The organism is Collinsella sp. An2 (assembly GCF_002160065.1).
Taxonomy (GTDB): Bacteria; Actinomycetota; Coriobacteriia; order Coriobacteriales; family Coriobacteriaceae; genus Limicola.
The window spans coordinates 1-23,636 of sequence record NZ_NFJW01000011.1; the positions used below are offsets into that span (position 1 = coordinate 1).

The 23,636-nt window shown below is 62.8% G+C and carries 26 protein-coding genes; 14 read left to right on the forward strand and 12 right to left on the reverse strand.

Going from position 1 to position 23,636, the window contains the following annotated elements:
- Positions 1 to 452 precede the first annotated feature (452 nt).
- From B5F33_RS07645 to B5F33_RS07655, 3 genes are all read right to left on the reverse strand, one after another.
- Entirely contained in the window at positions 453 to 674 is a 222-nt protein-coding gene (locus B5F33_RS07645; RefSeq protein WP_204214466.1) for a DUF6440 family protein, read from the reverse strand.
- Positions 675 to 780: 106 nt separating this feature from the next.
- The gene (locus tag B5F33_RS07650; RefSeq protein WP_158095340.1) at positions 781 to 1,380 is read right to left on the reverse strand and encodes a helix-turn-helix transcriptional regulator; all 600 of its coding nucleotides are present in this window, start codon (positions 1,378 to 1,380) and stop codon (positions 781 to 783) included.
- 361 nt (positions 1,381 to 1,741) lie between these two features.
- Positions 1,742 to 2,569, reverse strand: a complete 828-nt coding sequence (locus B5F33_RS07655) for a 4Fe-4S dicluster domain-containing protein (RefSeq protein WP_204214468.1) — start codon at positions 2,567 to 2,569, stop codon at positions 1,742 to 1,744.
- 97 nt (positions 2,570 to 2,666) lie between these two features.
- Here B5F33_RS07655 and B5F33_RS07660 point away from each other — a divergent pair, with 97 nt between their 5' ends.
- The 9 genes from B5F33_RS07660 (at position 2,667) to B5F33_RS07700 (ending at position 8,647) form a co-directional block, all read left to right on the forward strand.
- Entirely contained in the window at positions 2,667 to 3,380 is a 714-nt protein-coding gene (locus B5F33_RS07660; RefSeq protein WP_087411221.1) for a Crp/Fnr family transcriptional regulator, read from the forward strand.
- A 96-nt stretch (positions 3,381 to 3,476) separates the two neighbouring features.
- A complete protein-coding gene (locus tag B5F33_RS07665; protein ID WP_204214469.1) occupies positions 3,477 to 3,788 on the forward strand; it encodes a PadR family transcriptional regulator in 312 nt (103 codons plus the stop codon).
- Positions 3,785 to 4,492, forward strand: coding sequence for a DUF1700 domain-containing protein (locus B5F33_RS07670; RefSeq protein WP_087411222.1), 708 nt, complete (start codon positions 3,785 to 3,787; stop codon positions 4,490 to 4,492). The genes B5F33_RS07665 and B5F33_RS07670 overlap by 4 nt, the downstream gene beginning before the upstream one ends.
- A 54-nt stretch (positions 4,493 to 4,546) precedes the next feature.
- Entirely contained in the window at positions 4,547 to 4,816 is a 270-nt protein-coding gene (locus B5F33_RS07675; protein ID WP_087411223.1) for a hypothetical protein, read from the forward strand.
- 339 nt (positions 4,817 to 5,155) lie between these two features.
- Positions 5,156 to 5,668 carry a sigma-70 family RNA polymerase sigma factor gene (locus B5F33_RS07680; protein ID WP_087411224.1) on the forward strand — a complete coding sequence of 171 codons (513 nt, stop codon included), beginning with the start codon at positions 5,156 to 5,158 and terminating at the stop codon, positions 5,666 to 5,668.
- A complete protein-coding gene (locus B5F33_RS07685) occupies positions 5,665 to 6,435 on the forward strand; it encodes a hypothetical protein (RefSeq protein WP_087411225.1) in 771 nt (256 codons plus the stop codon). Before B5F33_RS07680 ends, B5F33_RS07685 begins: the two co-directional genes overlap by 4 nt.
- A gap of 32 nt (positions 6,436 to 6,467) precedes the next feature.
- Positions 6,468 to 7,379: an ABC transporter ATP-binding protein gene (locus B5F33_RS07690; protein ID WP_087411226.1), complete on the forward strand. Its 912-nt coding sequence runs from the start codon at positions 6,468 to 6,470 to the stop codon at positions 7,377 to 7,379.
- On the forward strand, positions 7,372 to 7,884 hold the full coding sequence (locus tag B5F33_RS07695) for a hypothetical protein (protein WP_087411227.1): 513 nt from the start codon (positions 7,372 to 7,374) through the stop codon (positions 7,882 to 7,884). Before B5F33_RS07690 ends, B5F33_RS07695 begins: the two co-directional genes overlap by 8 nt.
- Positions 7,868 to 8,647, forward strand: a complete 780-nt coding sequence (locus B5F33_RS07700) for a hypothetical protein (RefSeq protein WP_087411228.1) — start codon at positions 7,868 to 7,870, stop codon at positions 8,645 to 8,647. The genes B5F33_RS07695 and B5F33_RS07700 overlap by 17 nt, the downstream gene beginning before the upstream one ends.
- A 118-nt stretch (positions 8,648 to 8,765) precedes the next feature.
- On the opposite strand, the gene B5F33_RS07705 is transcribed toward B5F33_RS07700, so the two are convergent.
- From B5F33_RS07705 to B5F33_RS07725, 5 genes are all read right to left on the reverse strand, one after another.
- Entirely contained in the window at positions 8,766 to 10,214 is a 1,449-nt protein-coding gene (locus B5F33_RS07705) for a 2Fe-2S iron-sulfur cluster-binding protein (protein WP_087411229.1), read from the reverse strand.
- Between the two features lies 1 nt (position 10,215).
- Positions 10,216 to 11,445: an NADH-ubiquinone oxidoreductase-F iron-sulfur binding region domain-containing protein gene (locus tag B5F33_RS07710; protein ID WP_087411230.1), complete on the reverse strand. Its 1,230-nt coding sequence runs from the start codon at positions 11,443 to 11,445 to the stop codon at positions 10,216 to 10,218.
- Positions 11,445 to 11,879, reverse strand: coding sequence for an NAD(P)H-dependent oxidoreductase subunit E (locus B5F33_RS07715; protein WP_087411231.1), 435 nt, complete (start codon positions 11,877 to 11,879; stop codon positions 11,445 to 11,447). Before B5F33_RS07715 ends, B5F33_RS07710 begins: the two co-directional genes overlap by 1 nt.
- Positions 11,857 to 14,202, reverse strand: coding sequence for a molybdopterin-dependent oxidoreductase (locus B5F33_RS07720; protein WP_087411232.1), 2,346 nt, complete (start codon positions 14,200 to 14,202; stop codon positions 11,857 to 11,859). Before B5F33_RS07720 ends, B5F33_RS07715 begins: the two co-directional genes overlap by 23 nt.
- A gap of 251 nt (positions 14,203 to 14,453) precedes the next feature.
- Positions 14,454 to 14,996, reverse strand: coding sequence for a TetR family transcriptional regulator (locus tag B5F33_RS07725; RefSeq protein ID WP_158095341.1), 543 nt, complete (start codon positions 14,994 to 14,996; stop codon positions 14,454 to 14,456).
- Between the two features lie 33 nt (positions 14,997 to 15,029).
- Here B5F33_RS07725 and B5F33_RS07730 point away from each other — a divergent pair, with 33 nt between their 5' ends.
- The 4 genes from B5F33_RS07730 to B5F33_RS07745 all read left to right on the forward strand — a co-directional run bounded on the left by B5F33_RS07730 (position 15,030) and on the right by B5F33_RS07745 (position 17,693).
- The gene (locus B5F33_RS07730; RefSeq protein WP_087411234.1) at positions 15,030 to 15,614 is read left to right on the forward strand and encodes a molybdenum cofactor guanylyltransferase; all 585 of its coding nucleotides are present in this window, start codon (positions 15,030 to 15,032) and stop codon (positions 15,612 to 15,614) included.
- A 237-nt stretch (positions 15,615 to 15,851) separates the two neighbouring features.
- Positions 15,852 to 17,045, forward strand: coding sequence for a helix-turn-helix transcriptional regulator (locus tag B5F33_RS07735; protein ID WP_087411235.1), 1,194 nt, complete (start codon positions 15,852 to 15,854; stop codon positions 17,043 to 17,045).
- Positions 17,042 to 17,221 carry a hypothetical protein gene (locus B5F33_RS07740; protein ID WP_087411236.1) on the forward strand — a complete coding sequence of 60 codons (180 nt, stop codon included), beginning with the start codon at positions 17,042 to 17,044 and terminating at the stop codon, positions 17,219 to 17,221. The genes B5F33_RS07735 and B5F33_RS07740 overlap by 4 nt, the downstream gene beginning before the upstream one ends.
- 190 nt (positions 17,222 to 17,411) lie before the next feature.
- Positions 17,412 to 17,693 carry an AbrB/MazE/SpoVT family DNA-binding domain-containing protein gene (locus B5F33_RS07745; RefSeq protein ID WP_087411237.1) on the forward strand — a complete coding sequence of 94 codons (282 nt, stop codon included), beginning with the start codon at positions 17,412 to 17,414 and terminating at the stop codon, positions 17,691 to 17,693.
- A 581-nt stretch (positions 17,694 to 18,274) separates the two neighbouring features.
- On the opposite strand, the gene B5F33_RS07755 is transcribed toward B5F33_RS07745, so the two are convergent.
- The 4 genes from B5F33_RS07755 to B5F33_RS07770 all read right to left on the reverse strand — a co-directional run bounded on the left by B5F33_RS07755 (position 18,275) and on the right by B5F33_RS07770 (position 22,275).
- The gene (locus B5F33_RS07755) at positions 18,275 to 18,952 is read right to left on the reverse strand and encodes a response regulator transcription factor (protein WP_087411288.1); all 678 of its coding nucleotides are present in this window, start codon (positions 18,950 to 18,952) and stop codon (positions 18,275 to 18,277) included.
- Positions 18,953 to 19,657: 705 nt separating this feature from the next.
- The gene (locus B5F33_RS07760; protein ID WP_087411238.1) at positions 19,658 to 20,428 is read right to left on the reverse strand and encodes an ABC transporter permease subunit; all 771 of its coding nucleotides are present in this window, start codon (positions 20,426 to 20,428) and stop codon (positions 19,658 to 19,660) included.
- A 1-nt stretch (position 20,429) separates the two neighbouring features.
- Positions 20,430 to 21,368 (reverse strand): ATP-binding cassette domain-containing protein, encoded by a 939-nt coding sequence (locus B5F33_RS07765; protein ID WP_087411239.1) that lies wholly within the window; start codon positions 21,366 to 21,368, stop codon positions 20,430 to 20,432.
- Positions 21,346 to 22,275: an ABC transporter ATP-binding protein gene (locus B5F33_RS07770; RefSeq protein WP_087411240.1), complete on the reverse strand. Its 930-nt coding sequence runs from the start codon at positions 22,273 to 22,275 to the stop codon at positions 21,346 to 21,348. The genes B5F33_RS07765 and B5F33_RS07770 overlap by 23 nt, the downstream gene beginning before the upstream one ends.
- Positions 22,276 to 22,487: 212 nt before the next feature.
- On the opposite strand from B5F33_RS07770, the gene B5F33_RS07775 reads away from it, so the two are divergent.
- Positions 22,488 to 23,636, forward strand: a complete 1,149-nt coding sequence (locus B5F33_RS07775) for a HAMP domain-containing sensor histidine kinase (RefSeq protein ID WP_087411241.1) — start codon at positions 22,488 to 22,490, stop codon at positions 23,634 to 23,636.

Consider the following 23,636-nt stretch of genomic DNA (forward strand, 5'->3'; position numbering starts at 1 on the left):
GTGCCGCCCTCACCACTTCCTCGACCGCGCAGCCCATGGCGCCCCTCCCGTCTCTCGTTGACGGGAAGATGGTCCCACCGCGTGCGGACACGAGCCTCCAAGAATGTCTAACATAGCCCGTTTTTGAACCCTGAAACGTCCAAATCGAGGACTTTGTTTTGCGAGAAGTTCTGCCGGCAACTCCTGCCGACCGCCCCAGGCAACACGCCGCCGCCGAGGCTCTCGGCCGGGATACCGCAACCCACGCAGCCAGCCGGGATACCGAGGCCAGCGCCGCCGGCCGGGACCCCGAGGCCAGCTCCGCCGGCCGAAATAGCACGGTCAGCGCCGCCGGCCGGGACATATCAACCAGTGCCGCCAACCGAGACATCGCAGCCTGCGGCGCCGGCCGAGGCGACTCAAGTTGGCGGCAGCGGCAACAGTCCCTGCCCCAGAGCATGTCCCGGGATAAATTATTCGTGGTTGAGAAGCTGGCCCAAGACCACCTCGTCTTCCTCGTTCATCGGCGTAACCAAAGGCTTGCCGTCAGCATCTACCAGCACGGCAACACCGCAGCCACTGGTCATATTCGACGAAGCAAGCAGGTAGTTCACCCCCGTCTGCGTGTCGACGATGACCTTTCGTACGTTGGTGACCCCCTGCGAGTACACCTCGACAAATCGCTCGCGTGCCATTGCCATCCTTTCTCCTGTCGTAGGTGGGCACGTTGTATCGTTCAAACATGTTTGATTGATATCGTTGGTGATGATTGCCGGCATCATGAGCCGCCGCGCAGCAACCTCATTTCCCCAGCAGCAGCATGACAATACTCGCGGCGCCCCATCCGCAGCAGAGACCTATAAGCACGGCAAGGATGGTCTGAACGACCCTCCGTGCGACCCAGTGCTCGCCGACCCGTTGGTTATAGCGATGGCCCACATCGGGATCCTCGCCCGCAAGCAGCGCATCGACCGCCTGGTAGGCAAAAAGCTGGTTGTCATGGCGCGTTATATCGGCGAGAAACGCCGCGGCTGCCGCCGGAATAAACAGAATCGCAGCAGGTACCGCGATGGGCACGAGATCGAGATCAAAAACAAGGCCGAGCGCAACCCACACCACGCATGCAACGCCAAACGACACCATGACGAGACCCAGCCGATTCAGCCTCCTTGACGCGGCGGCCAGCGCATCGCGCATCTCCTGGGTATCCTCCCGCACCAACGCATCCACGCTGACGCCAAACAAGCCGCTGAGTAGTACCAGGCTCTGCACATCGGGATACGTACGGGCGGTTTCCCAATTCGATATGGTCTGGCGCGTTACGAAAACCGCCTTCGCCAGGTCACTCTGGGACATGCCCAGGCGTTCGCGATGTTCCTTGATGCGCCGCGCGAGCTCCACGCCGCCTCCTCCAACATGCAGGGGTGCAAACCTCGGCCACCATATCATCAAGGAAGCCCAGCAGCCACGCAAAGAGACGAATTGACCCTGCCAAAAGATTTTGGCAGGGTCTCTGACCTCGTGTTTTATGATGAGCGGTGGGATGGGCGCACTTGCTGTCCTGTGCGCGCGTTAGCGGGATGAGCACGCCCGCTTACCTAGGCGTGCGGTAACGGTCTTGGCACGTCCGCCTCCCCAAGCGCACGATAGCCGGATCTGAGCGCTCGCCGTCCTATGCTCACGGTAGCGGGATGGACACGCTCGCCTCCCAAGCGCGCAGTAGCCGAATTTGAACGCCCGCCGTCCGGCGTGTGCAACAGCGTCAGTCGAGCTTGCGTCCGTCGGTAGAGATGGTGACCACCTGCCACGGAATGAACTTGCCGCTTGCACGCAGAGCGTTCTGTGCCGCCACCTGAATACCCCCGCAGCAGGGCACCTCCATGCGGACAATCGTGATCGAGCGAATGTCGTTGCCGGCTATGATCTCCGTCAGCTTGTCCGTGTAATCGACGTTGTCGAGCTTAGGGCAGCCGATGAGCGTCACGTGTCCGCGCATGAACTCCTCGTGCATGTTGGCGTAGGCGAATGCGGTGCAGTCGGCCGCGATGAGCAGCTTGGCCCCGTCGAAGAACGGCGCCCGCGTGGGCACCAGCTTAATCTGCACCGGCCACTGCATCAGGCGAGAGACGGGCGCGGCAGAAGGGGCCGAAGCGAAGGCGCCGGCAGCCGCGCCTGCTCCGTCTGCCATCATGCGCACGCGCGATCCGGGACAGCCGCCGTGCCCGTGATGGACATGACGCCCACGATGCGGAGCCCCGCTCTGAGCTTGCCCCGCCGAAGCGCCCGTAGCCCCAGCAGCATGGCTGTGAGACGGCACGGCGCCGGCGGGCGCAACGGTCCCCGCCTTCCCCTGGTGCGCCAGCACAGCGGCCTCGTCATACGACTCCGCCTCGCGCTCCTCAAAGGCGATGGCCCCCACCGGACAGCTCGGCAGGCAATCGCCCAGGCCGTCGCAAAAATGCTCACGGACAAGCTTGGCCTTGCCGTCGACAATCTCGATCGCACCCTCATGACAGGCGGTGGCGCAAAGCCCGCAGCCGTCGCACTTCTCCTCGTCGATGCGGATGATCTTGCGCATCTCCCTTGCCATGGCTATCAACTCCTTAGGTCGGTTTGAGCCGAGTCTAGCCGGACGCGCTGGTACAGTATGTTGCTATGACCACATTTTGAGAAAAGACCGGTACGCCATGGACAACCAACCGCTTTACCACAGCAAGCTCTTCCGCGGCATGAGCACCCAAGAGGTCGACGCCGCGGCTCAGGCGCTCCACGTGCGTCGCCATACTTTTGAGAAAGGCGAGATGATCCTGCGCGCCGGGGACACCACGGACCGGCTCTTTCTTGTTTCCGCTGGTAGCGTCACGATAGAAAACACCGACGTCTGGGGCAACCGCAGCATCCTGAACATCGTGGGCGCGGGAGGATTCTTCGCCGAAACCTATGCCGTCCTGAGCCACGAGCCCTTGCTGGTGGACGTCGTGGCGAGCGAGCGGTGCGAGCTCATCTCGCTGCGCATCGGGGTGCTCGTCGGCGAAATGAAGCAGCGCGACGCGGCCGCAAGCCGGACGGCACAGGCCGCGTCGTGGGTGGGCGCGTTCATCTACAACCTGCTTGAAATAACCGCACACAAGAACCTCGCCCTCTCCGACCGCGCGTTTCACACCGCCCCGAAAACAGCGCGTGCCCGGATCATGGCCTACCTCAACTCCGTAGCCCTCACGCAGCACAACCGCACCTTCAACATTCCCTTCGACCGCCAGCAGATGGCCGACTACCTCAACCTCGACCGCACGGCGCTCTCGAAAGAGCTCGGTCGCATGAGGCACGAAGGGATCATCGACTTCAGAAAGAACCATTTCGAGCTGCTTACGACGGCTTCGACATCCGCCCACCGGCTCTAATACGCGCCATCTCTTCGCATCTTCTTCCCTTGTGCCGTCTAATAATATGTGATATATAGTATGTGACACATAATATAAGACGAAAGAAGGTGTGCGATGGAGGCTCAGATGAAGCGCGGCTTTCTGGAAGCGTGCGTGCTCGCAGCGGTGAGCGGCGAAGAGTCCTATGGCTACCGGATCGTCAAAGACGTGCCAGCATCGATGGGACTCACAGAATCCACCCTCTACCCTCTGCTCAAACGGCTGGAGAAGGCCGGATGCATCACGGTGCGCTCCGCCGAGCACAACGGCCGCCTGAGGAAGTACTACCGCATCACGGACGCCGGTCGCGCGCGCATCGAGGAGTTTTTGGCCGAGTGGCCGGCCGTTCAGGAGATCTATCGCTACGTGGAGGGAGCGAGGTCATGAAAAAGAATGAATTCTTGGACCGGCTGGGAGACCTGCTCGCCTGCCTGCCCGCAGACCAAGTCGAGGAGTCGAAGGAGTTCTATGCCGAGGCGATTGCCGACCGCATGGAAGACGGTATGGGCGAGGAGGAGGCCGTGGCCGCCATGGGCACGCCGGGCGAGGTGGCTGAAGCGATCCTCGACGACCTGCCCGCCGTGCCGCGCGCAATCGCCAAGACGCGCCGGCGTAGCACCGTACTGCTGTGGGTTCTCGCAATCGTGGGCTCGCCGGTATGGGTGCCGCTGCTGCTCGCGTTCGCTGCGGTCGCGTTCACCGTCTACGTCTGCATCTGGACGCTGGCCATCTGCGTCTGGATCGTCGCCGCCGCGCTCGTCGGCATCGCGCCGGTCATGCTCGTGCTCGCCTACGACGGCTTCATGATCGGACACGTCCCCTTCGTCATTGTCTCGCTTGGTTGGGCGCTTGGATTCCTCGGGCTCGGTCTGCTCGTGGGCACAGCCGCCTGGGCGGTTTCCAAGCAGATCGCGCGTCTCTCGGCGCTCTGGGTGAAAAAGGCGCTGTCGCCGTTTCGTAAGGACCGCGGCGGCAACGGGAACTCGGGCACAACGGCGGGACGCCCGCACGGCCCGTGGGGCACGCCTGCCCCAGGCGCGCAATCCAACGACGCTGGCACCGCACGCCTTTCCGCCGTCGCCGCTCGATAGACAAGACCGGGTACGCACCCGCGCGTCCAGTGCATTTTGAAAGGAAGCCCACCAATGACGTCAGTAAAGAAAATCCTGCTTGCCGTAAGCGGCGGCCTCGTCGCCTTTGGCATCGTTCTCGTCGCACTCGGGTTCGCGCTGTCCGGGTTCGACACGAATGTCTTCACAACCACTATCGACATGCGCAGCCGGGAGATCATGCTCGGTGGTGTCGCGGTCGACGACCCGCGTGGTCTGCCGCTCCTCGAACAGTTCGCCGAGCTGGACGACGTGAACGTCTCCGCTCCGAGCGCGCCCGCCGCGCCGAAGGCCCCTGGAGCGTAGTCGCCCCTGACGTAAGGCCGATGCATCATCCCTCTCGGCGTAAGCACCGACGCTCATGGACAGGACATCGAGGTCGCAGCTCCGCAGCTCATGGGCTGGGAGCGCCGCACCGTTGCCGCACGGGGCATTCGCGAGATTGAACTCACGGCCTCCGAGGGCAACGATGCGGCCCTCGCCTTCTACGCCTCGCCTTCTACAGGCACCATGGTTTCCACACCGCCACCCACGTCCCACAACCCAACCACGGCGCCCGCCTGCAAACCTCCGCAAGAAAAATCCCAATAAGACCGCTCGCTCCCGCGGATAACCCCGTTATTAGTAATAGAGGGAGGTGAAGCCGTGGACGAGGACGATACACATATCCACGAGGCGGAGCGGCTTGTGGACGAGCACTACGCGGACGTGCTGCGGTACTGCCGCAGACACGCGCCCGCAGGCCTTGCCGAGGACGCCGTTCAGGAGACGTTCTTGCGCTTCATCCGCACTCGCACGCGCTACCGGGAACAGGGGCGCGTCCGCGCCTATCTCGTCACGATTGCTCGCAACGTCTGCATCGACATGGCCCGCGGGCGGGCTGTCGGATGGGAGGAGCTCCCCGAGACGCTATCCGGCGAGGACAGCCCGGAAGATGCCGACGATGCACGCGACCTCGCCGCGGCGCTCGCCCGACTCCCCCGCCTCCAGCGCGAGGCACTTGAGCTCAGGTTTGGCGAGAACCTCAAGGTTGGAGACGTTGGACAAGCACTCGGCATAAGCAGGTTCGCCGCAGCGCGAACGATACGGTCCGCACTCGAAGCCCTTCGCGCAGACTTGGGCGCGGCGTCGGGCGTACAGCAGGGAGGCAGACGATGAAGACATCGGAGAGGCGCGCACTCGAAGCGGCGCTCAGAAATCACTACCGAAGCGATAGCGCATCCAAGGACGAGGTCCCCGGCGCGGCACCACGCGCGCTTGTGAAGGCCGTCGCGGCGGAGCTGTCTCGTCCGACCCGGCCCGGCTTCGCCGAGGTGCTCGCAAGCCAGGCCCGCTACATCGGCGTGGGCCCATGGGTGCTCCATGCGGCGCTCGTCGCCGCCGCCGTGCCGTCCACTCTCTCGGGCATCGGCCCCGGCACGGTCACCGCGGTTCTCGGCTCCACGCTTGCGCTCGCAACGCTTATCGGCATCACTCGCACCCGCTCCTGCGGGATGGCCGAGCTCGAAGCCGCCTGCCCCGTGAACTCCCAGGCAACAACGTGTGCCCGTGCCCTGGTTCTCAGCTGCTTTGACGCACTCGCCATCACCCTTCTTGCCGTGGGCGCGGGACATGCATCTGCCCCATGGCTCGTATTCGCCCAGGGGCTCGCGCCCTACCTTGGCGCTCTCGGCGCGGGCTTGCTCGCCGCGCGCAGGGTCGCCACCCCGGACGCGACCGCAGCGGCAGCGGCTGCGGCGGGTCTCGTGGTCGCCACCTGCATCCTGGCGCGCACCGCCTGCCCCTCCGCGTTTGGCTCCGCGGCGACGCTCGCCTGGTGGGCAGCCGCTGCGGGAGCGCTCGCCTTTGCGGCGGCCGAGGCGCGTGCATGGCTCCGCGCGTCGACATCGGGCTTTGTCGAGACGGCCGTCATGGCAGCGCGCTAGCGGTCAAACCAACAGAGAGAGGATGACGAGATATGGAACTAACGCTCGACCGGCTCACCAAAAAGTTCGGCCCCAAAATCGCTGTAGACCGCGTGACCACGACGCTCTCCCCCGGCGTCTACGGCCTTCTGGGAGCCAACGGCGCAGGTAAGACCACGCTCATGCGGATGGTATGCGGGGTGCTTCGCCCCACCTCCGGGGAGGTGCGCTTCGACGGCTCGCCGATCTCGCACCTGGGCGACGGCTACCGCGCGCGGCTCGGCTACCTGCCACAGGACTTTGGCTACTATCCCGAATTCACGGCACTCGACTTCATGGAATATATGGCGGCGCTCAAGGGCCTGGGCAGGCGCGATGCCCGCAACCGTTCGCTCGAACTCCTCGAGCGCGTGGGGCTTGGCGGCGAGGAGCGGCGACGCATCCGAACCTTCTCCGGAGGCATGCGTCAGCGCCTGGGCATCGCGCAGGCGGTCCTCAACGATCCCGAGGTCCTCGTGTTCGACGAACCCACCGCCGGCCTCGACCCCAAAGAGCGCGTGCGCTTCCGAAACCTCATCTCTGGCTTCTCGCAGGACAAGATCGTCCTGCTATCCACGCATATCGTCTCCGACGTCGAGCACATCGCCGACGAGATTCTCGTGATGCGCGCCGGATCGATCGTGCTTTCGGGTCCTCCGTCCAAGCTTGTCGCCGAAGCCGAAGGCTGCGTCTGGGAGGCGACGGTGCCGGCGGCAAAGGCCGAGGAGCTCGAAGCCGAGCTCACGATAGGCAACGTTCGTCTGCTCGACGGCGGGCGCGCCCTCGTGCGCTACGTCGCCGACACACCTGCCGTCCCGGGCTCGGTGCCCGCAACGCCCACGCTGGAGGATCTGTATCTGTTCGTATTCCGCGACGGTGCCCCTGCCGGCCGCGGAACCCACTTCAAGGAGGCGCGTCATGGCTAGGCTCATTCTCTTCGAACTTAAAAAGATGCTCACGCGCCGTGTGGCGCTTGCGGTGAACCTGGGCGTGCTCGTATTCCTCGCCGGGATCATGGCGCTCAACGTGGTGCAGAATCAGACGACGAACGCCCAGGGCGAAATCATCTCGGGTATCGCAGCGATCGCGCAGAATCGCGCCGACGACGAAGAGCATGCCGGCGCAATCACCGCCGAGCGCGCCGCCGCGGATATCGCCGCGTACCAGGACAGACTCTTTGAGCGCATCGACCGCGACGCGGTGAGCACGATGACCGGGTCTGCCGTGTACGACCTCATGTTCCAGAACTTCTCGGACGAGGAGGTCTACGAGCTCTACAACCCATATTGGTCGACCCTGCTGCGCCCCTGGCGCATCACGGGCGAGGAGCCCGCGCAGACCGCCGCCCGCGTAACGCCCGAGATGGCCGCGGACTGGTACGGCGCCGTCGCGCAGCTGACCCAGAACACGCTCGATGAACACGCTCGATGACGGACAGGGCGGCATGTGGGAGTACTCCGCAGCGGAGCGCGCCTACTGGACGGACATGCAGGCCTCCGCGCCCACGCCCATCGCATACGGCTACTCCGGCGGCTGGGACAACATCGTCAACTGCGCGGCCTTCCTCGTCTTCACCATCCTGGCGGCTTGCGTCACGCTTGCGCCCACGTTCTCCTTCGAGTACCAGTCCGGCGCCGACGCGGTGGTGCTCGCCACCCGGCGCGGACGCTCCCAGCTCATTGCCGCCAAAATCGTGGCAGCGCTTCTCTATGTCACCGTCTACTTCGCCCTCTGCTCCGCCGTCATCGTGGGCGTCTCGCTTGCCTTCTACGGCGCAGACGGCTTTGGGCTCTCAATCCAGAGCATGGCGCTCTCCACGCCGTACCCGCTCACCGCGGGCCAGGCGGCACTCATCCTGGTTGGACTCATGTACGTGGCGTGCCTGGGGTTCTCGTGCCTCACGCTTGCCCTATCCTCGCGCACCCGCTCGACGCTCACGGTCTTTCTGGTGGATGTGGTGCTCGTCCTGCTCACGGGCCTGGTTCCCTCAGGCGGCGTCGGCGTCCTCGAGCGTATCCTCGCCGTCTTCCCTATCAACTTTTCCAGCTTCGCACTTTTCACGGCGCTCGACTCCTACCCACTGGGCCCGGTCGTGCTCGACCTCATCGGCATGGTGATGGTCGTCTACGGTGCGCTGATGCTCATCGCGACCCCTGTGTCGGCGATCTCGTTCAGAAGGCGGCAGGCAGCGTAGGGTCCAGACGCAAAAGGGCCAGCAGCCTCAGCCGCTGGCCCTTTGCTCGGCGCACTACCGTCGGCTCCCCGGCCGGGGCCCGCATCATGATGCAGGCTCCCGTCACATCACCGGAGCGCTAGGCGCACAGACGAATCACGTCGAACTCGTTGGTGCCCTCTTTCACGCCCTCAAGCAATGCGCGGCACTGTCCGAGGTTGTGCGCGATCGCAACCTTCTTGCCCGCGATGCGCATGGTCTCGGGAGCCTTCTCGAAATTGAACGCTACCGGGGCAGTCGCAGCTCCAAAGGTGCGCGCAACGTCGCGCGTCTGCTTGAGCGCGTCGGTGGGCTTGATGCGTCCAAGGTCGACGCCCGTGCGCTTGAAGGTGCGGTAGACCTCGCGCGCGTTCATGGAAAAGTCCGCGCTACCGAGCTCGTGCGCCTCGGCGCCGTTCTCGTTGCCCGCGGTAAAGACGACGGTCTTCACGCTGTCGGCATCCCAGCCAAACTCTGCTGCAAGCTTGCGCTTCGCCAGGTCGGTAAAGGTCTGCTGCACCGAGGGGTAGAACGAGACCTTGTCCTCGATATCGGCAAAGTATTCGTGCACGAAGTTCTTGACCGCAAAGCTGTTGCTAATGATCGCCACGCCATCGGCTTGCTCGATCAGGTCCTCCGCGAGCGCCTGGTTCTCACCGATCACCTGCTCCTCGCTCACCACGCAGTCGACGCCCTCCTTCACAAGGCCGGCGATGACACGATGGATGTCGAGCGAGCCGCTCTCGAGATGACAGAGCTTCTCCAGGTCGGGCAGGATCGACGACGAAACCATGCCGACGGTATGGGTCCCGTAGGCGTGCGCGTCGTCGAGCATATCGTCGATGTGCTCCTGCATGTAGACGGCGCCCGTGGGGCACACGTCTACGCAACGTCCGCATCGCACGCAGGGGCTCTCAGCCATGGGCTTGTCCAGAGCCGACGCTACCCTCGCCTGCCGGCCGCGCCCGATGTAGGCGAGGTTATGGACCGTCTGGATGTCGTTACATACATCGACACACCGACGGCACTTAATGCACTTGTCGGGGTTGCGAGTGACCGAGCCGAGCGAGCAGTCCTCCTCGTAGCGGTCGCCCTCGATCGTGAACGGCAGCTGATCCACGTGGTATTCGCGATTGAGTGCCTGGAGCTCGCAGATGCCGTCGCGCACGCAGTCGCAGAAGAAGCACATCTCGCAGAACCAGAGATCAAGGTCTTGCTCCTTGGTGTTGCCGATGCGCAGGCAATGGTGGCAGTCGACCGGATGGTGCGCCATGATGAGCTCGAGCGTGAGCTTGCGCTTGGCGCGAACGGCGTCGGTATTGGTGTGCACGACCATGCCCTCGCGCACCTTCGTGGCGCACGACGGCATAAAGGTGCGCGCGCCCTCGACCTCGACGATGCACATGCGGAAGGAAGCGCGCGGGTCGAGTTCCTTGAGATAGCAGAGCGTCGGAATATGGATATCGTTTTGCCGGGCGGCCTCGAGGATGGTGCTACCCTCGGGCACTTCGAGCGCGCGGTCGTCGATCGTCACGTGCACGTTTGCCATCTTAGTTCACCATCCTTTCACGGAAGTCCTCCGGGAAGATCTCGTAAGCGCTCACGAAGGCCGTGAGGGCCCCCTGTCCGAGCGCGCAGAAGCAGTCGGTCGCCATGAGGTCATGAAGCGCCTGAAGCATGTCGAGGTCGGCCTGGGTACCCTTGCCCGCGGCAAAGCGGTCGAGGATGACGCCGGCCTGGCAGAGCCCCTCGCGGCACGGCGTGCACTTGCCGCAGGACTCGTGACCGAGGAAGTGCACGATCTGCTGGACCTGGTCCACGAGGTTGTGGGTCTCATTGAGCACCAGAACCGCGCCGGAACCCAGCGATTTACCGTTGCGACGCAACGAATCGAAGTCGACCGACTGGTCGAGCTCGGAGCCCTTGATGTAGCCGCAGGACGATCCGCCAAGCTGTACGGCCTTGATCTTGTGACCCTCGGTCACCCCACCCGCAAGCTCGATGACGTCGTTGAGCGAAGCGTCGGTAGCCACCTCGTAGCAACCCGGGTTCTTGACGTCGCCCGAGATGGAGAACACCTTGGTGCCCGGGTACTCCGCAGCGCCGATGCCCGCGTACCACGCAGCGCCCTTCCCGACGATGACCGGCACGTTGGCGAAGGTCTCGACGTTGTTCACCACGGTCGGCTTGCCGAAGGCGCCCGCCACCGTGGGGTACGGCGGCTTCAGGCGCGGCTCGGCGCGCTGGCCTTCGATCGAGTTGAGCAGCGCGGTCTCCTCGCCGCACACGTAGGAGCCAGCGCCCGAGAAGACGTGCATGTGGACATCCCCGGTAAGGCCGTGCTCCTCGGCCTGCTCCACGGCATGGCGCAGAAGCGCAATCTGATGCTCGTACTCGCCGCGGCAGTAGACAATCGCCTCGGTAGCGCCCACCGCATAGGCGGCGATCAGCATGCCTTCAAGAACCGTATGCGGGTCATTCTCCAAGATGACACGGTCCTTGAACGTGCCCGGCTCGCCCTCGTCCGCGTTGCACACGATGAACTTCTGGTCGCCCTCGCTTGCCTTGGCACCCGACCACTTGAAGCCGGTGTTAAAGCCCGCGCCGCCGCGTCCACGAAGCTTCGAGGCGTTCTCCACCTCGGAGATGAGCTCGTCGCGGTCCATCTGGCGAGCCTTCGCAAGCGCTTCGTAACCGCCCTGCGCGATGTAGTCATCGATGGACATCGGGTCGATCTTGCCCATGTTGCGCAGCGCAAGCCGCGTTTCCTGAACCGCCATTACCTCGTCGCCTCCTTCAAGATGCCGGGGAGCTGATCGGGGGTAACCGCCTGGTAGAGCACGCCGTTGACGATGATGTTGGGCGCGGTCTCGCAATGCCCGATGCACTCCACGTAATCGACCTGATACGTACCGTCCGGCGAGGTCTCCCCCACCGCGCAACCGCACAGCCGCTCGATCTCGTGCAGCAGGTTCATGCCGCCGCGCGTGTAGCAGCTCGTGCCGCGGCACACCTGGACCTTGACGGTCACGGGCTTAGCAAGATGAATCATCGAGTAGAAGCTGAGCGTCTCATACACCTTTGACGGCGGCATACCCGTCTCGTCCGCAATGGCACACACGTCGTCTTCGGTCACCCAGCCGTGATCGCGCTGGCGCTCGAGTGCCCGGTCAAGGACACCCTGATCGCAACTACTTTGCATAGTTCCAGACATCCTGGACCTCTCCTTCCTTCAACGCCTCGACACGGCAGGGAACATAGCGGTAGAACGGGTCGCCCGTGATCTCGTCGACGTCCTCGCCCGACGTGAGCTTGTTGACCGCGTCGCCATAGGCCTTGCCGTGCTCGTCATAGAGACCGAAGTGGTGCGGAATGTTTCCGTAGCCGCGCGCGGTCTGGCGCGAGTACTTGACCGGCACCGTGATGGATCCCGCCTTCGAGGTCACGCGGACCCACTGGCCGTCGGCAAGCCCCATATCGCGCGCGTCCTCGGGGTTCATGCGGAAGATGTAGGGCTGGCGATAGCGGTACGACGCCGGGTTGCGCATGATGGTGTTGACGCCCTCTTCGGAGTGCGTGCCCGCCGAGACAAGGAACGGATACTCCTTGGGCATGGCCAGCTTGGCACCCTCCTCCTCGGGCGTGATGTGGACGATATGCTCGTCGACGGTCTCGTCAAAGAGATGAATCTTCTTGTCGGGGTACATCACCTGGTCCTCAAGCGCCCCCTCAATGGTGCCGTCGGCACCCGCGATGACCGTACCGCTCGGGCTTGCGTCGACAGCGGCGAAGACCTGGTCGCGGATAACGAGCGGCATGGTCTCGGGGTCGTCCTCGAGCTCGGGATGCTTATGCGGCAGCGCGTATCCCACGCGCACGGCGTTCTTGACGTTGAGCTCGCCGTAGATGAACTGAGCCCAGAACACCGCCCTGCCAACGGAGCCCATGGCACGGCCCATGACCTTGTAGAGCACCGGCATGAGCGCATCCATGCGACCGATGCCCGTCAGATAATCCTTCACCGGCTGCAGGATCGCCAGGCGGTCGTCCGCGTCCACGGCGGCCTGCGCCGCGACGTACAGCTCGTCGGGGATGGTGGGAATGAAGCCCGCGGCATCCATGATGTCCACCCAGATCTCCGAATCGTCGCGGCGCTCGCCTGCAACCTCCAGGATGGGATGCTTGAACGTGAGCGTCGAGTACGGGTAGCCGCCCGTGAAGATCGTCGCGCCGAACCGCTCATAGCCCGTGGTGCCGGGCAGCACGTAATCGGCGCAGCGACAGGTCTCGGACATCTCGACGTCCACCACGACCAAAAGGTCGAGGTTCTTGAAATCGCGAACAAGGCTGCTGGAATCCGGGAAGGAGCGAGCCGGGTTGCCCGCCGTGACAAACAGGCAGCGCAGGCGATCCGCCTCGTTAGGATCTTCCATGCATTCCTGCAAGCAGCCGCCCGGATAGTAGCCGAGCGTGGGGAAGCTGTTCGTTTTCCACGTGCGCCAGCACTCGGACGTGTGCTCGTCGGTATAGGGACCCCAGGCCAGATACCCGTTGGCGATCACGTTGGTACCGGGTCGCATGAGGTTGCCGGTAACCGCCGCGAGCATGTTGATGAGGTAGCACGACAGCGTGCTGTTGCGCCCGAAGAAGATGCCCAGGTCCACGTGGACGCCCCAGGTCTTGGAGCTCAAGATCTTCGCGAACTCCTCGGCCTGCTCGCGCGGGACGCCGCAGACCTCGAGCGCGCCGTCGATATCGAAGTCCTCGAACCATGCCTTGGCCTGGTCCCACCCTGTGGTGTAGGCATCGAGATACTCCTGGTCCTGCCAGCCGTTCTTGACGATGATCGAGATGAGGGCGCGAACCAGCAGCGCATCCGAACCCGGACGCGGCTTGATGTGCATATCGGCCATGCGCGCCGTCTCGGTCAGGCACGGGTCGACGACGATGAACATGCGGTTGGGGTCTTCGGAGCACTCGCGAATGACCTGGCGAGCGTTGCCCACGTTATGGCTCACATAGGTGTTGGCGCCCCAGATCATGAAGACGTCGTTGCCCGAGGTCTCGCCCTCGATGGGCGGGAACTGGCGACCGACGAACTTGCCGTTGCTCCACCACGGCGCCATGAACTCGACCGACAGCGGATTGAACCACCACTGCGTGCCGAGGAAGTTCCCCAGGTCATGCAGAGGGTACATCTCCACCTGGTCGACCGCCAGGCCCACGCCGTAGCAGCCGAAGGCCTTGGGGCCGTACTGGGCACGAATCTCGTTGATCTTGGCGCCGATCTCGCTGAGCGCCTGCTCCCAGGAAATCTCGACGAACTCGTCGCCCACGCGCTTCAGCGGGTGGTTCAGACGGTTGCCGTTGTCCTGAAAGTACTTGAGCGACCGACCCTTGCGGCAGCAATACCCGCCCAGCGAGCGCATGCTGTTCTTGTCGGGCCGCACGTTGACGACCTTGTTGTCCTCGACCTCGACATCGAGACCGCAGCAGACGCCGCAGTTGTAACAACAGGTCTTCTTCCACACTCCCATACCGTTGCCTCACTCCTTTGCCATGTCTCGGGATCTGTCCATGACCGACAGGCGGCATCGCGGCACAAGGTGCTTTTCCAAGGCGCAATTCCGCCTGTTTTATCCCTTGATAAAAGTGTAGAAGGAGTTGATTCTGTGAGATGTATACGGAATGGCCAAATCGTGCAAAACACCTGGTCAAAACGTTGTTACGCTCTTTTGTCAGCAAGCGGGCGCGAGGGCGGGCACGCGGAGCGAAAGCGCGTTCCGCCCTAGATTCCGAGGTATGTTTTGAGCTCGGCGGGCAGACACGCAAGGAGAAACGGAATTGCAGCCGCGGGCGACTCCGGCTGTTCCTTGCTGACCTCCTCCACGGCATACGTTATGGTCCCGCCAACGAAGAACCGGGTGAGCCTGATGATTCGCTCGGGCACAGCAGCATGCGTCACCTGCGTGATTACCGAGAGATAGCGCTCCAGCAGCGGCTCCAAAAGCGCGTCGGGGACGTTGTTCTGGCCGGTGTAGCGCACGATGCTCTTCAGTACCGACCGGTCCTTCCATACCACCTCAACGGAATGTGCAAGGAACTCCTCGAACGTGTACGTGTCATGCGCCTCAAAGAACTCATCGAGCTCGTGAACGTAGAACCACGGCGCAAGGTCGTACTTATCCTTGAAATGATAGTAAAACGTGCGCTTTGCTATATTGCTGGTTGAGACAAGCTCGGCAACGGTGATCTTCTCGAACGGCTTCTTTTCCAGAAGCAGCGCGAGGGACCGGGTAAGCTTTTCTTCAGTCGTATGAGGCGAGGTCATAGGAACCCCCGTACGTAGAGGACGCATGAACCAGTGTATACGAGTTTTGACCACGAGGCATTTGCCGGCATCGTGCTGGCGGGCGGCAACTCCAGCCGGATGGGCCGCCGCAAAGCGCTGCTGCCGTTTCGCGGCACGACGCTGCTTGCGTGGCAGGTGCAAAAGCTTCGCCAGCTCGGACTGGACGAGATCCTTATCTCGGGGCCGCACGACCTGAGCCTGCCGGGCACGACGTGCGTGGAGGACATCTATTCCGGATGCGGACCGCTCGGCGGGCTTCAGGCGTGCCTCGCAGCAGCCTCCCGGCCCTACTGTCTCGTCCTTGCCGTAGACACGCCGCTCGTTCCCCTAGACCTGCTTGTGAGGCTCTGTGAGGAGCACGACGGAGGCGTGACCGTGGTCGAACACGACCATGGCAAGCTCGAACCGCTGATCGCCGTCTACGACCGCGCGCTGGCGGCCATCATTGAGCGGAGAATCGTTGGCGGCGCCGCGTCCATCAGGTTTCTGCAGGAGGAAGTTCCCTGGAAGCATGTGCCTTACCGCGGACCCGAGGCGCTGCTTGATAACTGCAACACCCCTGAGGACTATCGGCGAATGCACGATGAGCGCATGTGACAAGACGGCGAGCTCGGGCCGGGTTCGATGCCGCCTTCTTCGGGTTCGGCTGCTTCTCCGCCGATGAACCGGAGCCCGATGCCGTGCTCCCACGCGAACCTTCCAAGCATGGCGTCGAAAGTCAGTTGATTCCCGGCGCAAAACATCAACCAACGCTCCTTTGATTCCACCAGTATTCGACCGCATACTGGAGACGATGGCCGGCCACCTCAGTCGATCGCGTCGAAGGAGCATATCATGAGCGAACGCATCAACATAGGTCGCACGATTGCGCGCGAGCGCCGCCGCGTCGGCGTCACGCAGGAGGGACTCGCTGCACACCTGGGCGTCTCGAAAGCCGCCGTCTCAAAGTGGGAACTCGGGCAGAGCCTGCCGGACGTGAGCCTCCTGCCGCGCATCGCCGCGTATTTCTCACTCACCCTAGACGAGCTCTTCGACTGGCGCGACGAGCTTTCCGAGGCGGAATCCGCCGCACTCTATGCCGAGGTCTACGCGCTGGGAGAGCAGGATCCTGTGGCGGCGCACGAGCGACTGCGCGAGCTCGCCGCTGAGCACTACTCGGACGCCAACCTGCTGCTCATGTTCGCGTCGCTGCTCACGGTATGGGCTGCCGGCACGTCCGAACCGCCGGCGCCGTCACCCGAGCAAGACGGTGCGGCAGGCGTCCTGCCCGATGTCGGCGCGCTCGCCGACGAAGCGCTCGCCTTGCTCGATCGCGCGCTCGAGATTGCCACAGACCCAGCGATTCTCCTCCTCGCGCAGCAGCAGAAGGCGACGACGCTCTTCCAAATCGGTCGGCACGAGGAGGCGGCAGCCCTTCTGGAGCCGCTCGTGCGACGGCAGGATGCTGGCGCCCCAACGATGCTCCTTGCCTCGGCCTACCACAAGCTTGGACGCGACGACGAGGCCCTTGACCTTTTACAGACGGAGCGGCTACGAGCGGCAAACCTCGTGCTCTCGTCGCTCACGCAAGAGATGGGCTTGCAGGATGACGCCGGCTTCGCACAAGCGGCGGGCTCTGCCGCCAAGACGGTCTTCGATGCACTGGACATGGGCGCGATGAACCCGTTCTTCTCGGTCACGATGGCGCTTGAGGTGGCCGAGGCCCTGCGAAGGGCTGGTGAAAAGGATGGAGCGCTCGCGGCGCTCGCGCAGACGGTGGACGCGGCAGGGCATGCGTTTGAGAGTGCGAGCGTGCCTGCCTCCCCGCTCTGGGACCGTGTGGCAGGACGGTTCGACCCCGCGCAATCGGGCGCGGCGTGGGCCGAGCACAAGGCGCGCCAGGCAGACGGGATGCAACGCGCGCTGCGCCAGGAGCTAGCCGAGCGAGTGGCGTCGCCCGAATGGCGCGAACTCGCGGGCGATGACCCACGCTATCGGGAGATCGTCGCGGCAGCCGAGCGTCTACGCGCCGAGGAGGCGCTGAAATGACGCGGTCCGAGCTTCGCGCCTTGCGCCTCATAGCCTCCGCCGTCCGCTCGCACGCCGCGTCGCTCGCGGGAGCCGCCATGCTGCTCGCGGGAGCCGCCACGCCGCTCGCGGCATGCTCCGCCGTCGCCGTCTCGCCCGCCCCTGTCGCGTCTGCCCCCGTCATGAGCGCTTACTGACGGCTCGTCAACGCTCAGTTATTCCCCGGATTAGGCCCTGATTCTGGAGCAAAACTGAGCGCCGGCGAAAATGGCGGTCGTCAATGCTCAGTCCAAAGACCTCGCGCCCGTAGGGAGGTGCCGTGAGAGGCTCAATGACTATCATGTTAAAATCATTGAAAACATTGAAATCAATGAATGGAGGGCGCACATGGTCACGATGATGAGCACAAAGCTCACGAAGGGCGGACAAACGACCGTGCCCAAGGAGGTGCGGACGGCGCTCGGCATCGCGGATGGTGCACGCGTGTACTGGTCGTTCGACGGCCATCGCGCCTGGATCTCCGCCGCGCCGGGAGACCCACTCGAAGTAACCGGTGAAGACGACTTCCGTGCCCGGCTTGCCGCGGCGGAAGCCGACGTCGCCGCCGGGCACGTGAGGGATGCCGGTGACGTTGCGCGCGACCTGGGTGCAAGGTACGGCCTTGCCTAGCTACGAGGTCCGTGTTGCCGGACGCTTCGAGGACGATTTGGATACAGCGCTAGAGTGGAGACTGCAGGAAGTCGGCCGCTCGAGCGCCGTCAAGCTCTACGACGCGTACCTCTCTACAATCGCGTCGCTCGAAACCTTCCCGCTTATGGGAGGGCGCGTGGAGGACTCCCATACCGATGGACAGCGATCGAGCGCTACGAAGCCATCTACGTCGTCGACGAGAGAGCGCACACCGTTACGCTTCTGCGCCTTTTTCACATGTCATCCGACTGGCGGGCGAGGCTGCTCGCCGGGCCCTCAAGCTACTAACGACTTTTCCGGAGACGCACCCGGGTTAAGCCAAGCCCATGCTGCATCCCCAAGAAAACTGCAATATGGCAGGGAACACGAATCTGTATTTGATCCACGTTTGACTCACGGCTGGTTTACATACGAAAACAGGCCAGAGACGAAAGCCTCTGGCCTGTGACTTTGTGGTGGGCGTTAGAAGATTTGAACTTCTGACCTCTTCCGTGTCGAGCAATTCTGTCCATCAATTCTTCTCGGTGTACAACGTTCATGAAGGCAGCCGAAGCCCCTCTCTATGCGCCCGGCACCACGGCACGGTAGCCCAGGCCGCGGATCGTCTCGATGCGAAAGTCGTCCCAGTCCGCGAAGCGGCTGCGCAGGCGGTTGATGTGCACGTCCACGGTTCGCTCAGAGCTCTCGGTGTCCCAGCCCCAGACTTCGTCCAGAAGCTGCAGGCGCGTGTAGGTATGACCGGGGCTCTGCAGCAGAAACTGCAGCAGACGGAACTCCTTGGGCGGCAGGCGGACCTCCTCGGTGCCGCGCACCACGACGAGCGCGTCGGAGTCGAGCACCACGCGACCCACCTCCATGCGCCGCTCGTCGCGCACGCCGGCGCGGCGCAAGAGGGACCGCACACGCAGCACGAGTTCCTGCTTGTTGGCAGGCTTTGTCAGGTAGTCGTCCGCGCCGGCCATGAGCCCGGCGTTCTTGTCCTCCTGCGAGCTCTTGGCTGTGAGCATGAGGATCGGCAGGTCATAGTCGGCGTCACGCAGCTGACGAACGAGCTCTATGCCATCCAGGCGCGGCATCATGACGTCAGCGATCAACAGGTCAATGTGGTGCTCGTCAAATGCTTCAAGCGCCGCACGACCGTCGTAGACAGCAATGGGCTCATGCCCCTGCCGGCGCAGCACCGCACAGATGAGCTTGTTCGCGTTCTTGTTGTCCTCCGCCACCAAGATGTTGGCCATGGCGCCCCCCTCGACGACCTCATTGCGCCCATGATGATGCATCACGCTCGTAAACGGCGCGTAAACGAGGCTGTTCATCACAGGTGAACGGTGTGTTCACGCGGACGGTGCAGCATGGGTGATGCTAGTTGGGAGCGGACGAGCAGCCCACCGAGAGAAAGGACGCCATCATGCTCGGAACCATCGTACGCTTTGCCCTCGCCATCGCAGCCGGACTCGCGCTCGGGGTCGTGGGAACGCGCCTCGCGGACAACTACCGAGACACCGGCGACCTGTTCGCGTAAGCGAGCTGTGGCCAGTCAACCATTTGAGAAAGAAGGACACCATGGATCCCGTCGTTATCGTCATTGCCGTAGTCATCCTCGTTGTGGTCTTCGCCGCCTCGCGGTTGCTCAAAAAGTAGGGCCGGGAGGGGCGCAACAGAACGCCATCCCCTACAAACGCGGCAGCGGCGGGCGAGCTCCAGAAGGACTCGCCCGCCTTTTGCATCGAACCCCGTGCTCGCCGGCCCGTTCGTCTGCCGCCGCCAGCCCACAACCAGCATTACGAAACCGAGGCTACCAGGACCGCACCATGTCCACAGCTAGGAGAAGCAGGAGAGGCTCGCACGTGCAAAGCGAACTCCCGATGCGTCCGGCAATGAAAGACGGGAAGCGCCCAATCGCGGCACTTCCCGTCTTGCTGTTTTTGCCGGCGAGCAGTTACTTACAGCGGCAGGTCCTTCTTGCAGAACCACACACTGCCCACCACGTAGGTAACCACTGCAATAGCCAGGGCGACAGCCCCCTTGATGATCCAATCATCGCCGCCCGTCAGAATGGATTGGTAGTCATACAGGGTGCAGATGGAGACATACTTGAAGTTTTCCAGCGCTTCCACTCCCAGGGAGCCGAACATGGCCAACATGTTGGCCAGGACGCTGACACCCACGAACGTGCCGCTGAAGCCCAGAGAATACTTGGACTGGTTGAAGATGGCGGAGAACATATAGCAGACGCCAGACATGGCCAAGCACACCACCATGGCGGAGAGATTAACCTTCACGATCATCTCGGTGGTAAGGTCGCCGGTAAGGCCGGTGATGCCGGCCCCGGAACCCGCCAGCTCCAGGCTCAGAGGATCGTTGGCGTTCACGGCAATATGGGCGATGGTGGTAATGACGAACATCAGCGCGATGGTCAGCACGGAAAACGCCATCTGGGTCAGGGCTACTTTGCTGCGGCGGATAGGGGTGGACAGCACATAGGCCATGGACCCTCGATCCACCTGGCTGGCAAACAGCTTGTTTGAGCTTATGAGGATGAACACCGCCGGCAGGAGCATGGCCATCACGCCGTAGAAAATGAGGAACAGAAGATTCTGGGTCATTTCCAGCACGGCAAACTGCACCAGCAGGATGGCCGTCACAGCGGTAAGCACGACCCAGATCAGCCCGTTGGCTTTGACCGTCTGCTTGAATAAGGGAAAACTGAACATGCTATGCTACCTCCCGACGCTCGATAATCGTCGTATAGTATTTCTCCAGCGAATATTGCTCGCTGCCCAGCTTGCTCACCGTAAACTGGGACAGCAGGGCAAAGAACTCGTTGAGCCGCGTGGTGGGCAGCGCCACCGTGAACTGATGATGCCTGTGCCTGCGCCAGCACTCCATGTGGCCGTCCTGATAGCGCTGGATAAAGCGGTCTATAGCTTCCCGGCACAAGAGATACTCTTCCTCGCTGGCAACGATAAAGCTGTATGTCTCATGGGGATCGGATTCGTACTGGCTGCGTTTGACCTGGTTCACGATATGTCCGTTGTGGATGAACATGACCTCGTCGCAGGTGTCCTCCAGCTCCTTGAACACGTGACTGGACATGAACACGGTCTTGCCCTCGGCCTTCTGCTCCAAAATGAGCTCGATCAGGGTGTCCCGCATCAGGGGGTCAAGGCCGGTGGAGGGCTCATCCAATAGATAGATGTCCGGCTGTGCCATAAAGGCCGCCACAACGGCCATCTTCTGCTTCATGCCCTTGCTCATCCGGTTAAGGGGAGCCGTGATGTCGATTTTGAACCGGTCGATCAAGCTATTCATGTAGCTAAAGTCTTTCAGCCCCAACAACTCCGCCTGAATCCTCAAAAAGGAGGTGCCGGTTCCCACATCCGGGAAGTCGATCTGGCCGGGGACATATCCCACCAACTTTTTGACCTTCGCCGCGTCCCTCCACGCATCCATGCCGACGATTCTCACGGAGCCGGAGTCCCCCTTGATGAAGCCCATCATATGGCGGATGGTCGTGGTCTTTCCGCTGCCGTTGGTGCCGATGAGTCCGAAGACGGAGCCCTTCTTAACCTGAAAGGTGAAGTCGAATATCCCGCGGCCGCGTTTGTAGTCTTTGGTAAGGTGTTCTACCTCAATGACGTTTTCTTTTTCCATGTGCGATGTCTCCAAAGCTCCGGTCGCTTTTGTAGAAGTGCATGAAGTAGTCCTCCAGCGTCTGCGGGTTCTCCACAAAGCTCTTGACCGTATAGTTCACAATGCGTTTGATAAACGCATCGCTTTGGGAGTCGTCAACGGCAACGGACACCTTCCGCTCCTCGGGAAAAGCCTGCCGAATCTCAAAGCCCTCCGCGGGAAACCGCCGATAGCTGTCTTCATCTGCGAAGGTGATGTCGAAGGTCTTCCGTTTGAAGTGCTTTACATCGTCCGCGTTGACCGTGGAGATGATCTTTCCTTCTTTGATGATGGCGATACGGTCGCACAGAGCCTCAACCTCGCTGAAGATGTGGCTGGAGAGCAGCACAGTCTTGCCCTTCTCCTTCTCACCCTTCACAAAGTCTATGAAGACCTCCTGCATCACGGGATCCAGGCCGCTGGTAGGTTCGTCCAGAAGCAGAGTGTCCGGATCGCCCATGAAGGCCGCGACGATGGCCAGCTTCCGTTTCTCGCCGATGCTCATCCGCTTCATGGAGCCGCTGGGATCCATCTCAAACAGGTCCAGCAGCTCTGTGATGCGGCTGCTCGGGCTTTTGCGAAGGCCCTGCATCATCTGTAAAAAACCGGCGCCGTTGAGCCCCTCCGGCAGGGCCACCTCGCCGGGAATGTAGCCTACCTCACGCATGACCCTCGCATGATCTTTCCAACAGGATAGCCCGTGGATGAACGCCTCCCCGGACTGGGGTTTGGAAAAGCCCATCAGATGGCGCATGGTGGTGCTTTTCCCAGCACCGTTGGGCCCCAAAAAACCGAAGACCTCTCCTTTGTGCACCGTGAAGGAGACGTCGTAGATGCCGCGCCCGTGCCCGTAGTCCTTGGTGAGGCTTTTGACCTCGATTTCTTCCAATGCAATCACTCCTTTCGCCCTTCCGAGACCTTGCGTGCAAGAAGAACGTACGTGCCGGACATCAACGCACGGTCAACGCCACGTGAACGGGGCCGTTACACATACGGTGACAAAGCGTTCATGAACGAAGCTCACGCGCGAGCAAACGGGCTCGTTAACATTCCCGTGACGCACGCCCGCTACCATGGCCCCACACAAGGCGAGGAGGTCACATGGCTCAGAGCTACAACGGGCGACGGGGCGAGAAGGACCCGGCGCGGGGCGTCCGCACGCCGGGCACGCTCTCGCGGGTGCGCACGGCGGTCCTGGTGGGGCTGCTCGTGCTGGCCGTGATGGCGGTCATCCTGCTGTGTGTGATCGCAGCGGGGTTCGTGGGCGGCGCGCTGGTGAACGCCGGCCTTCTAAGCTTCGAGCGGCTCACGAGCATCGGCAACGTCGTGACCATGACGTTTCTGGTCAGCACGATCATCGCCGTGGTGCTGGCACTGGGCATCAACTGGACCCTCGTGACGCCGCTGCGCGTCTTCACTGCGGCGCTCGGCGAGCTGGCACGCGGCAACTTCTCGTTCCGGCTGGAGCGCCCTCGCACCCGCCTGCGCGAGGCCGACGAATTCGTGAACAGCTTCAACACCGCAGCCACCGAGCTCGCGAGCACCAAGATGATGCGCGAGAGCTTTGTGAGCGACTTCTCCCACGAGTTCCGCACGCCAATCAACTCGTTATGCGGCTTTGCGCAGCTGCTGCGCGAGGACGACCTCGCACCCGAGGAGCGTGCCGAGTACCTGGACATCATCATCGAGGAGTCGCAACGCCTGGCCAGCCTCTCCGAGCGGGTGCTCGCGCTCTCCAAGATCGAGCACATGCAGATTCTGCCCGACGTGGGTCCCGTAGACGTGGCCGAGCAGCTGCGTCGAGCCGTGTTGATGCTCGAGCCCAAGTGGTCGGGACGCGGTGTGACCGTAAACGTGGTCGCCGACCCCTGCGTCATCGACGGCAACGCCGATTATCTCATGCAGGTCTGGACCAACCTTATAGACAACGCGGTGAAGTTCTCGCCGGAGGGCGGGCGCGTGAGCGTAGCCCTTTACGGCGGTCGCCAGGGCGAGGAGGGCCGCAATGAAGCAGCTGACGAGATCATCTGCTGGATCTCGGACGAAGGCTGCGGCATGGACGAGCGGACGCGCACCCACCTCTTTGACCGCTTCTACCAGGGCGACACCTCGCACGCGAGCGAGGGCAGCGGCCTGGGCCTGGCGCTCGTACAGCGGATCGTGGAGCTGCACCGCGGCACGGTCGAGGTGCAGAGCGCGCCCGGCGCAGGCTCCACGTTCGAGGTGCGGCTGCCGGTCCGGCGAGCGTAG

What these genes read in the sequence shown, in the direction of transcription:
- B5F33_RS07675 (WP_087411223.1), top strand. Translation starts at nt 4,547, where the DNA reads ATGACGTCAGTAAAGAAAATCCTGCTTGCCGTAAGCGGCGGCCTCGTC.
- B5F33_RS07700 (WP_087411228.1), top strand. Translation starts at nt 7,868, where the DNA reads ATGAACACGCTCGATGACGGACAGGGCGGCATGTGGGAGTACTCCGCA.
- B5F33_RS07685 (WP_087411225.1), top strand. Translation starts at nt 5,665, where the DNA reads ATGAAGACATCGGAGAGGCGCGCACTCGAAGCGGCGCTCAGAAATCAC.
- B5F33_RS07715 (WP_087411231.1), bottom strand. Translation starts at nt 11,879, where the DNA reads ATGTCTGGAACTATGCAAAGTAGTTGCGATCAGGGTGTCCTTGACCGG.
- B5F33_RS07775 (WP_087411241.1), top strand. Translation starts at nt 22,488, where the DNA reads ATGGCTCAGAGCTACAACGGGCGACGGGGCGAGAAGGACCCGGCGCGG.
- B5F33_RS07755 (WP_087411288.1), bottom strand. Translation starts at nt 18,952, where the DNA reads ATGGCCAACATCTTGGTGGCGGAGGACAACAAGAACGCGAACAAGCTC.
- B5F33_RS07760 (WP_087411238.1), bottom strand. Translation starts at nt 20,428, where the DNA reads ATGTTCAGTTTTCCCTTATTCAAGCAGACGGTCAAAGCCAACGGGCTG.
- B5F33_RS07745 (WP_087411237.1), top strand. Translation starts at nt 17,412, where the DNA reads ATGGTCACGATGATGAGCACAAAGCTCACGAAGGGCGGACAAACGACC.
- B5F33_RS07665 (WP_204214469.1), top strand. Translation starts at nt 3,477, where the DNA reads ATGGAGGCTCAGATGAAGCGCGGCTTTCTGGAAGCGTGCGTGCTCGCA.
- B5F33_RS07765 (WP_087411239.1), bottom strand. Translation starts at nt 21,368, where the DNA reads ATGGAAAAAGAAAACGTCATTGAGGTAGAACACCTTACCAAAGACTAC.
- B5F33_RS07725 (WP_158095341.1), bottom strand. Translation starts at nt 14,996, where the DNA reads ATGACCTCGCCTCATACGACTGAAGAAAAGCTTACCCGGTCCCTCGCG.
- B5F33_RS07720 (WP_087411232.1), bottom strand. Translation starts at nt 14,202, where the DNA reads ATGGGAGTGTGGAAGAAGACCTGTTGTTACAACTGCGGCGTCTGCTGC.
- B5F33_RS07705 (WP_087411229.1), bottom strand. Translation starts at nt 10,214, where the DNA reads ATGGCAAACGTGCACGTGACGATCGACGACCGCGCGCTCGAAGTGCCC.
- B5F33_RS07710 (WP_087411230.1), bottom strand. Translation starts at nt 11,445, where the DNA reads ATGGCGGTTCAGGAAACGCGGCTTGCGCTGCGCAACATGGGCAAGATC.
- B5F33_RS07690 (WP_087411226.1), top strand. Translation starts at nt 6,468, where the DNA reads ATGGAACTAACGCTCGACCGGCTCACCAAAAAGTTCGGCCCCAAAATC.
- B5F33_RS07695 (WP_087411227.1), top strand. Translation starts at nt 7,372, where the DNA reads ATGGCTAGGCTCATTCTCTTCGAACTTAAAAAGATGCTCACGCGCCGT.
- B5F33_RS07740 (WP_087411236.1), top strand. Translation starts at nt 17,042, where the DNA reads ATGACGCGGTCCGAGCTTCGCGCCTTGCGCCTCATAGCCTCCGCCGTC.
- B5F33_RS07660 (WP_087411221.1), top strand. Translation starts at nt 2,667, where the DNA reads ATGGACAACCAACCGCTTTACCACAGCAAGCTCTTCCGCGGCATGAGC.
- B5F33_RS07655 (WP_204214468.1), bottom strand. Translation starts at nt 2,569, where the DNA reads ATGGCAAGGGAGATGCGCAAGATCATCCGCATCGACGAGGAGAAGTGC.
- B5F33_RS07735 (WP_087411235.1), top strand. Translation starts at nt 15,852, where the DNA reads ATGAGCGAACGCATCAACATAGGTCGCACGATTGCGCGCGAGCGCCGC.
- B5F33_RS07670 (WP_087411222.1), top strand. Translation starts at nt 3,785, where the DNA reads ATGAAAAAGAATGAATTCTTGGACCGGCTGGGAGACCTGCTCGCCTGC.
- B5F33_RS07645 (WP_204214466.1), bottom strand. Translation starts at nt 674, where the DNA reads ATGGCACGCGAGCGATTTGTCGAGGTGTACTCGCAGGGGGTCACCAAC.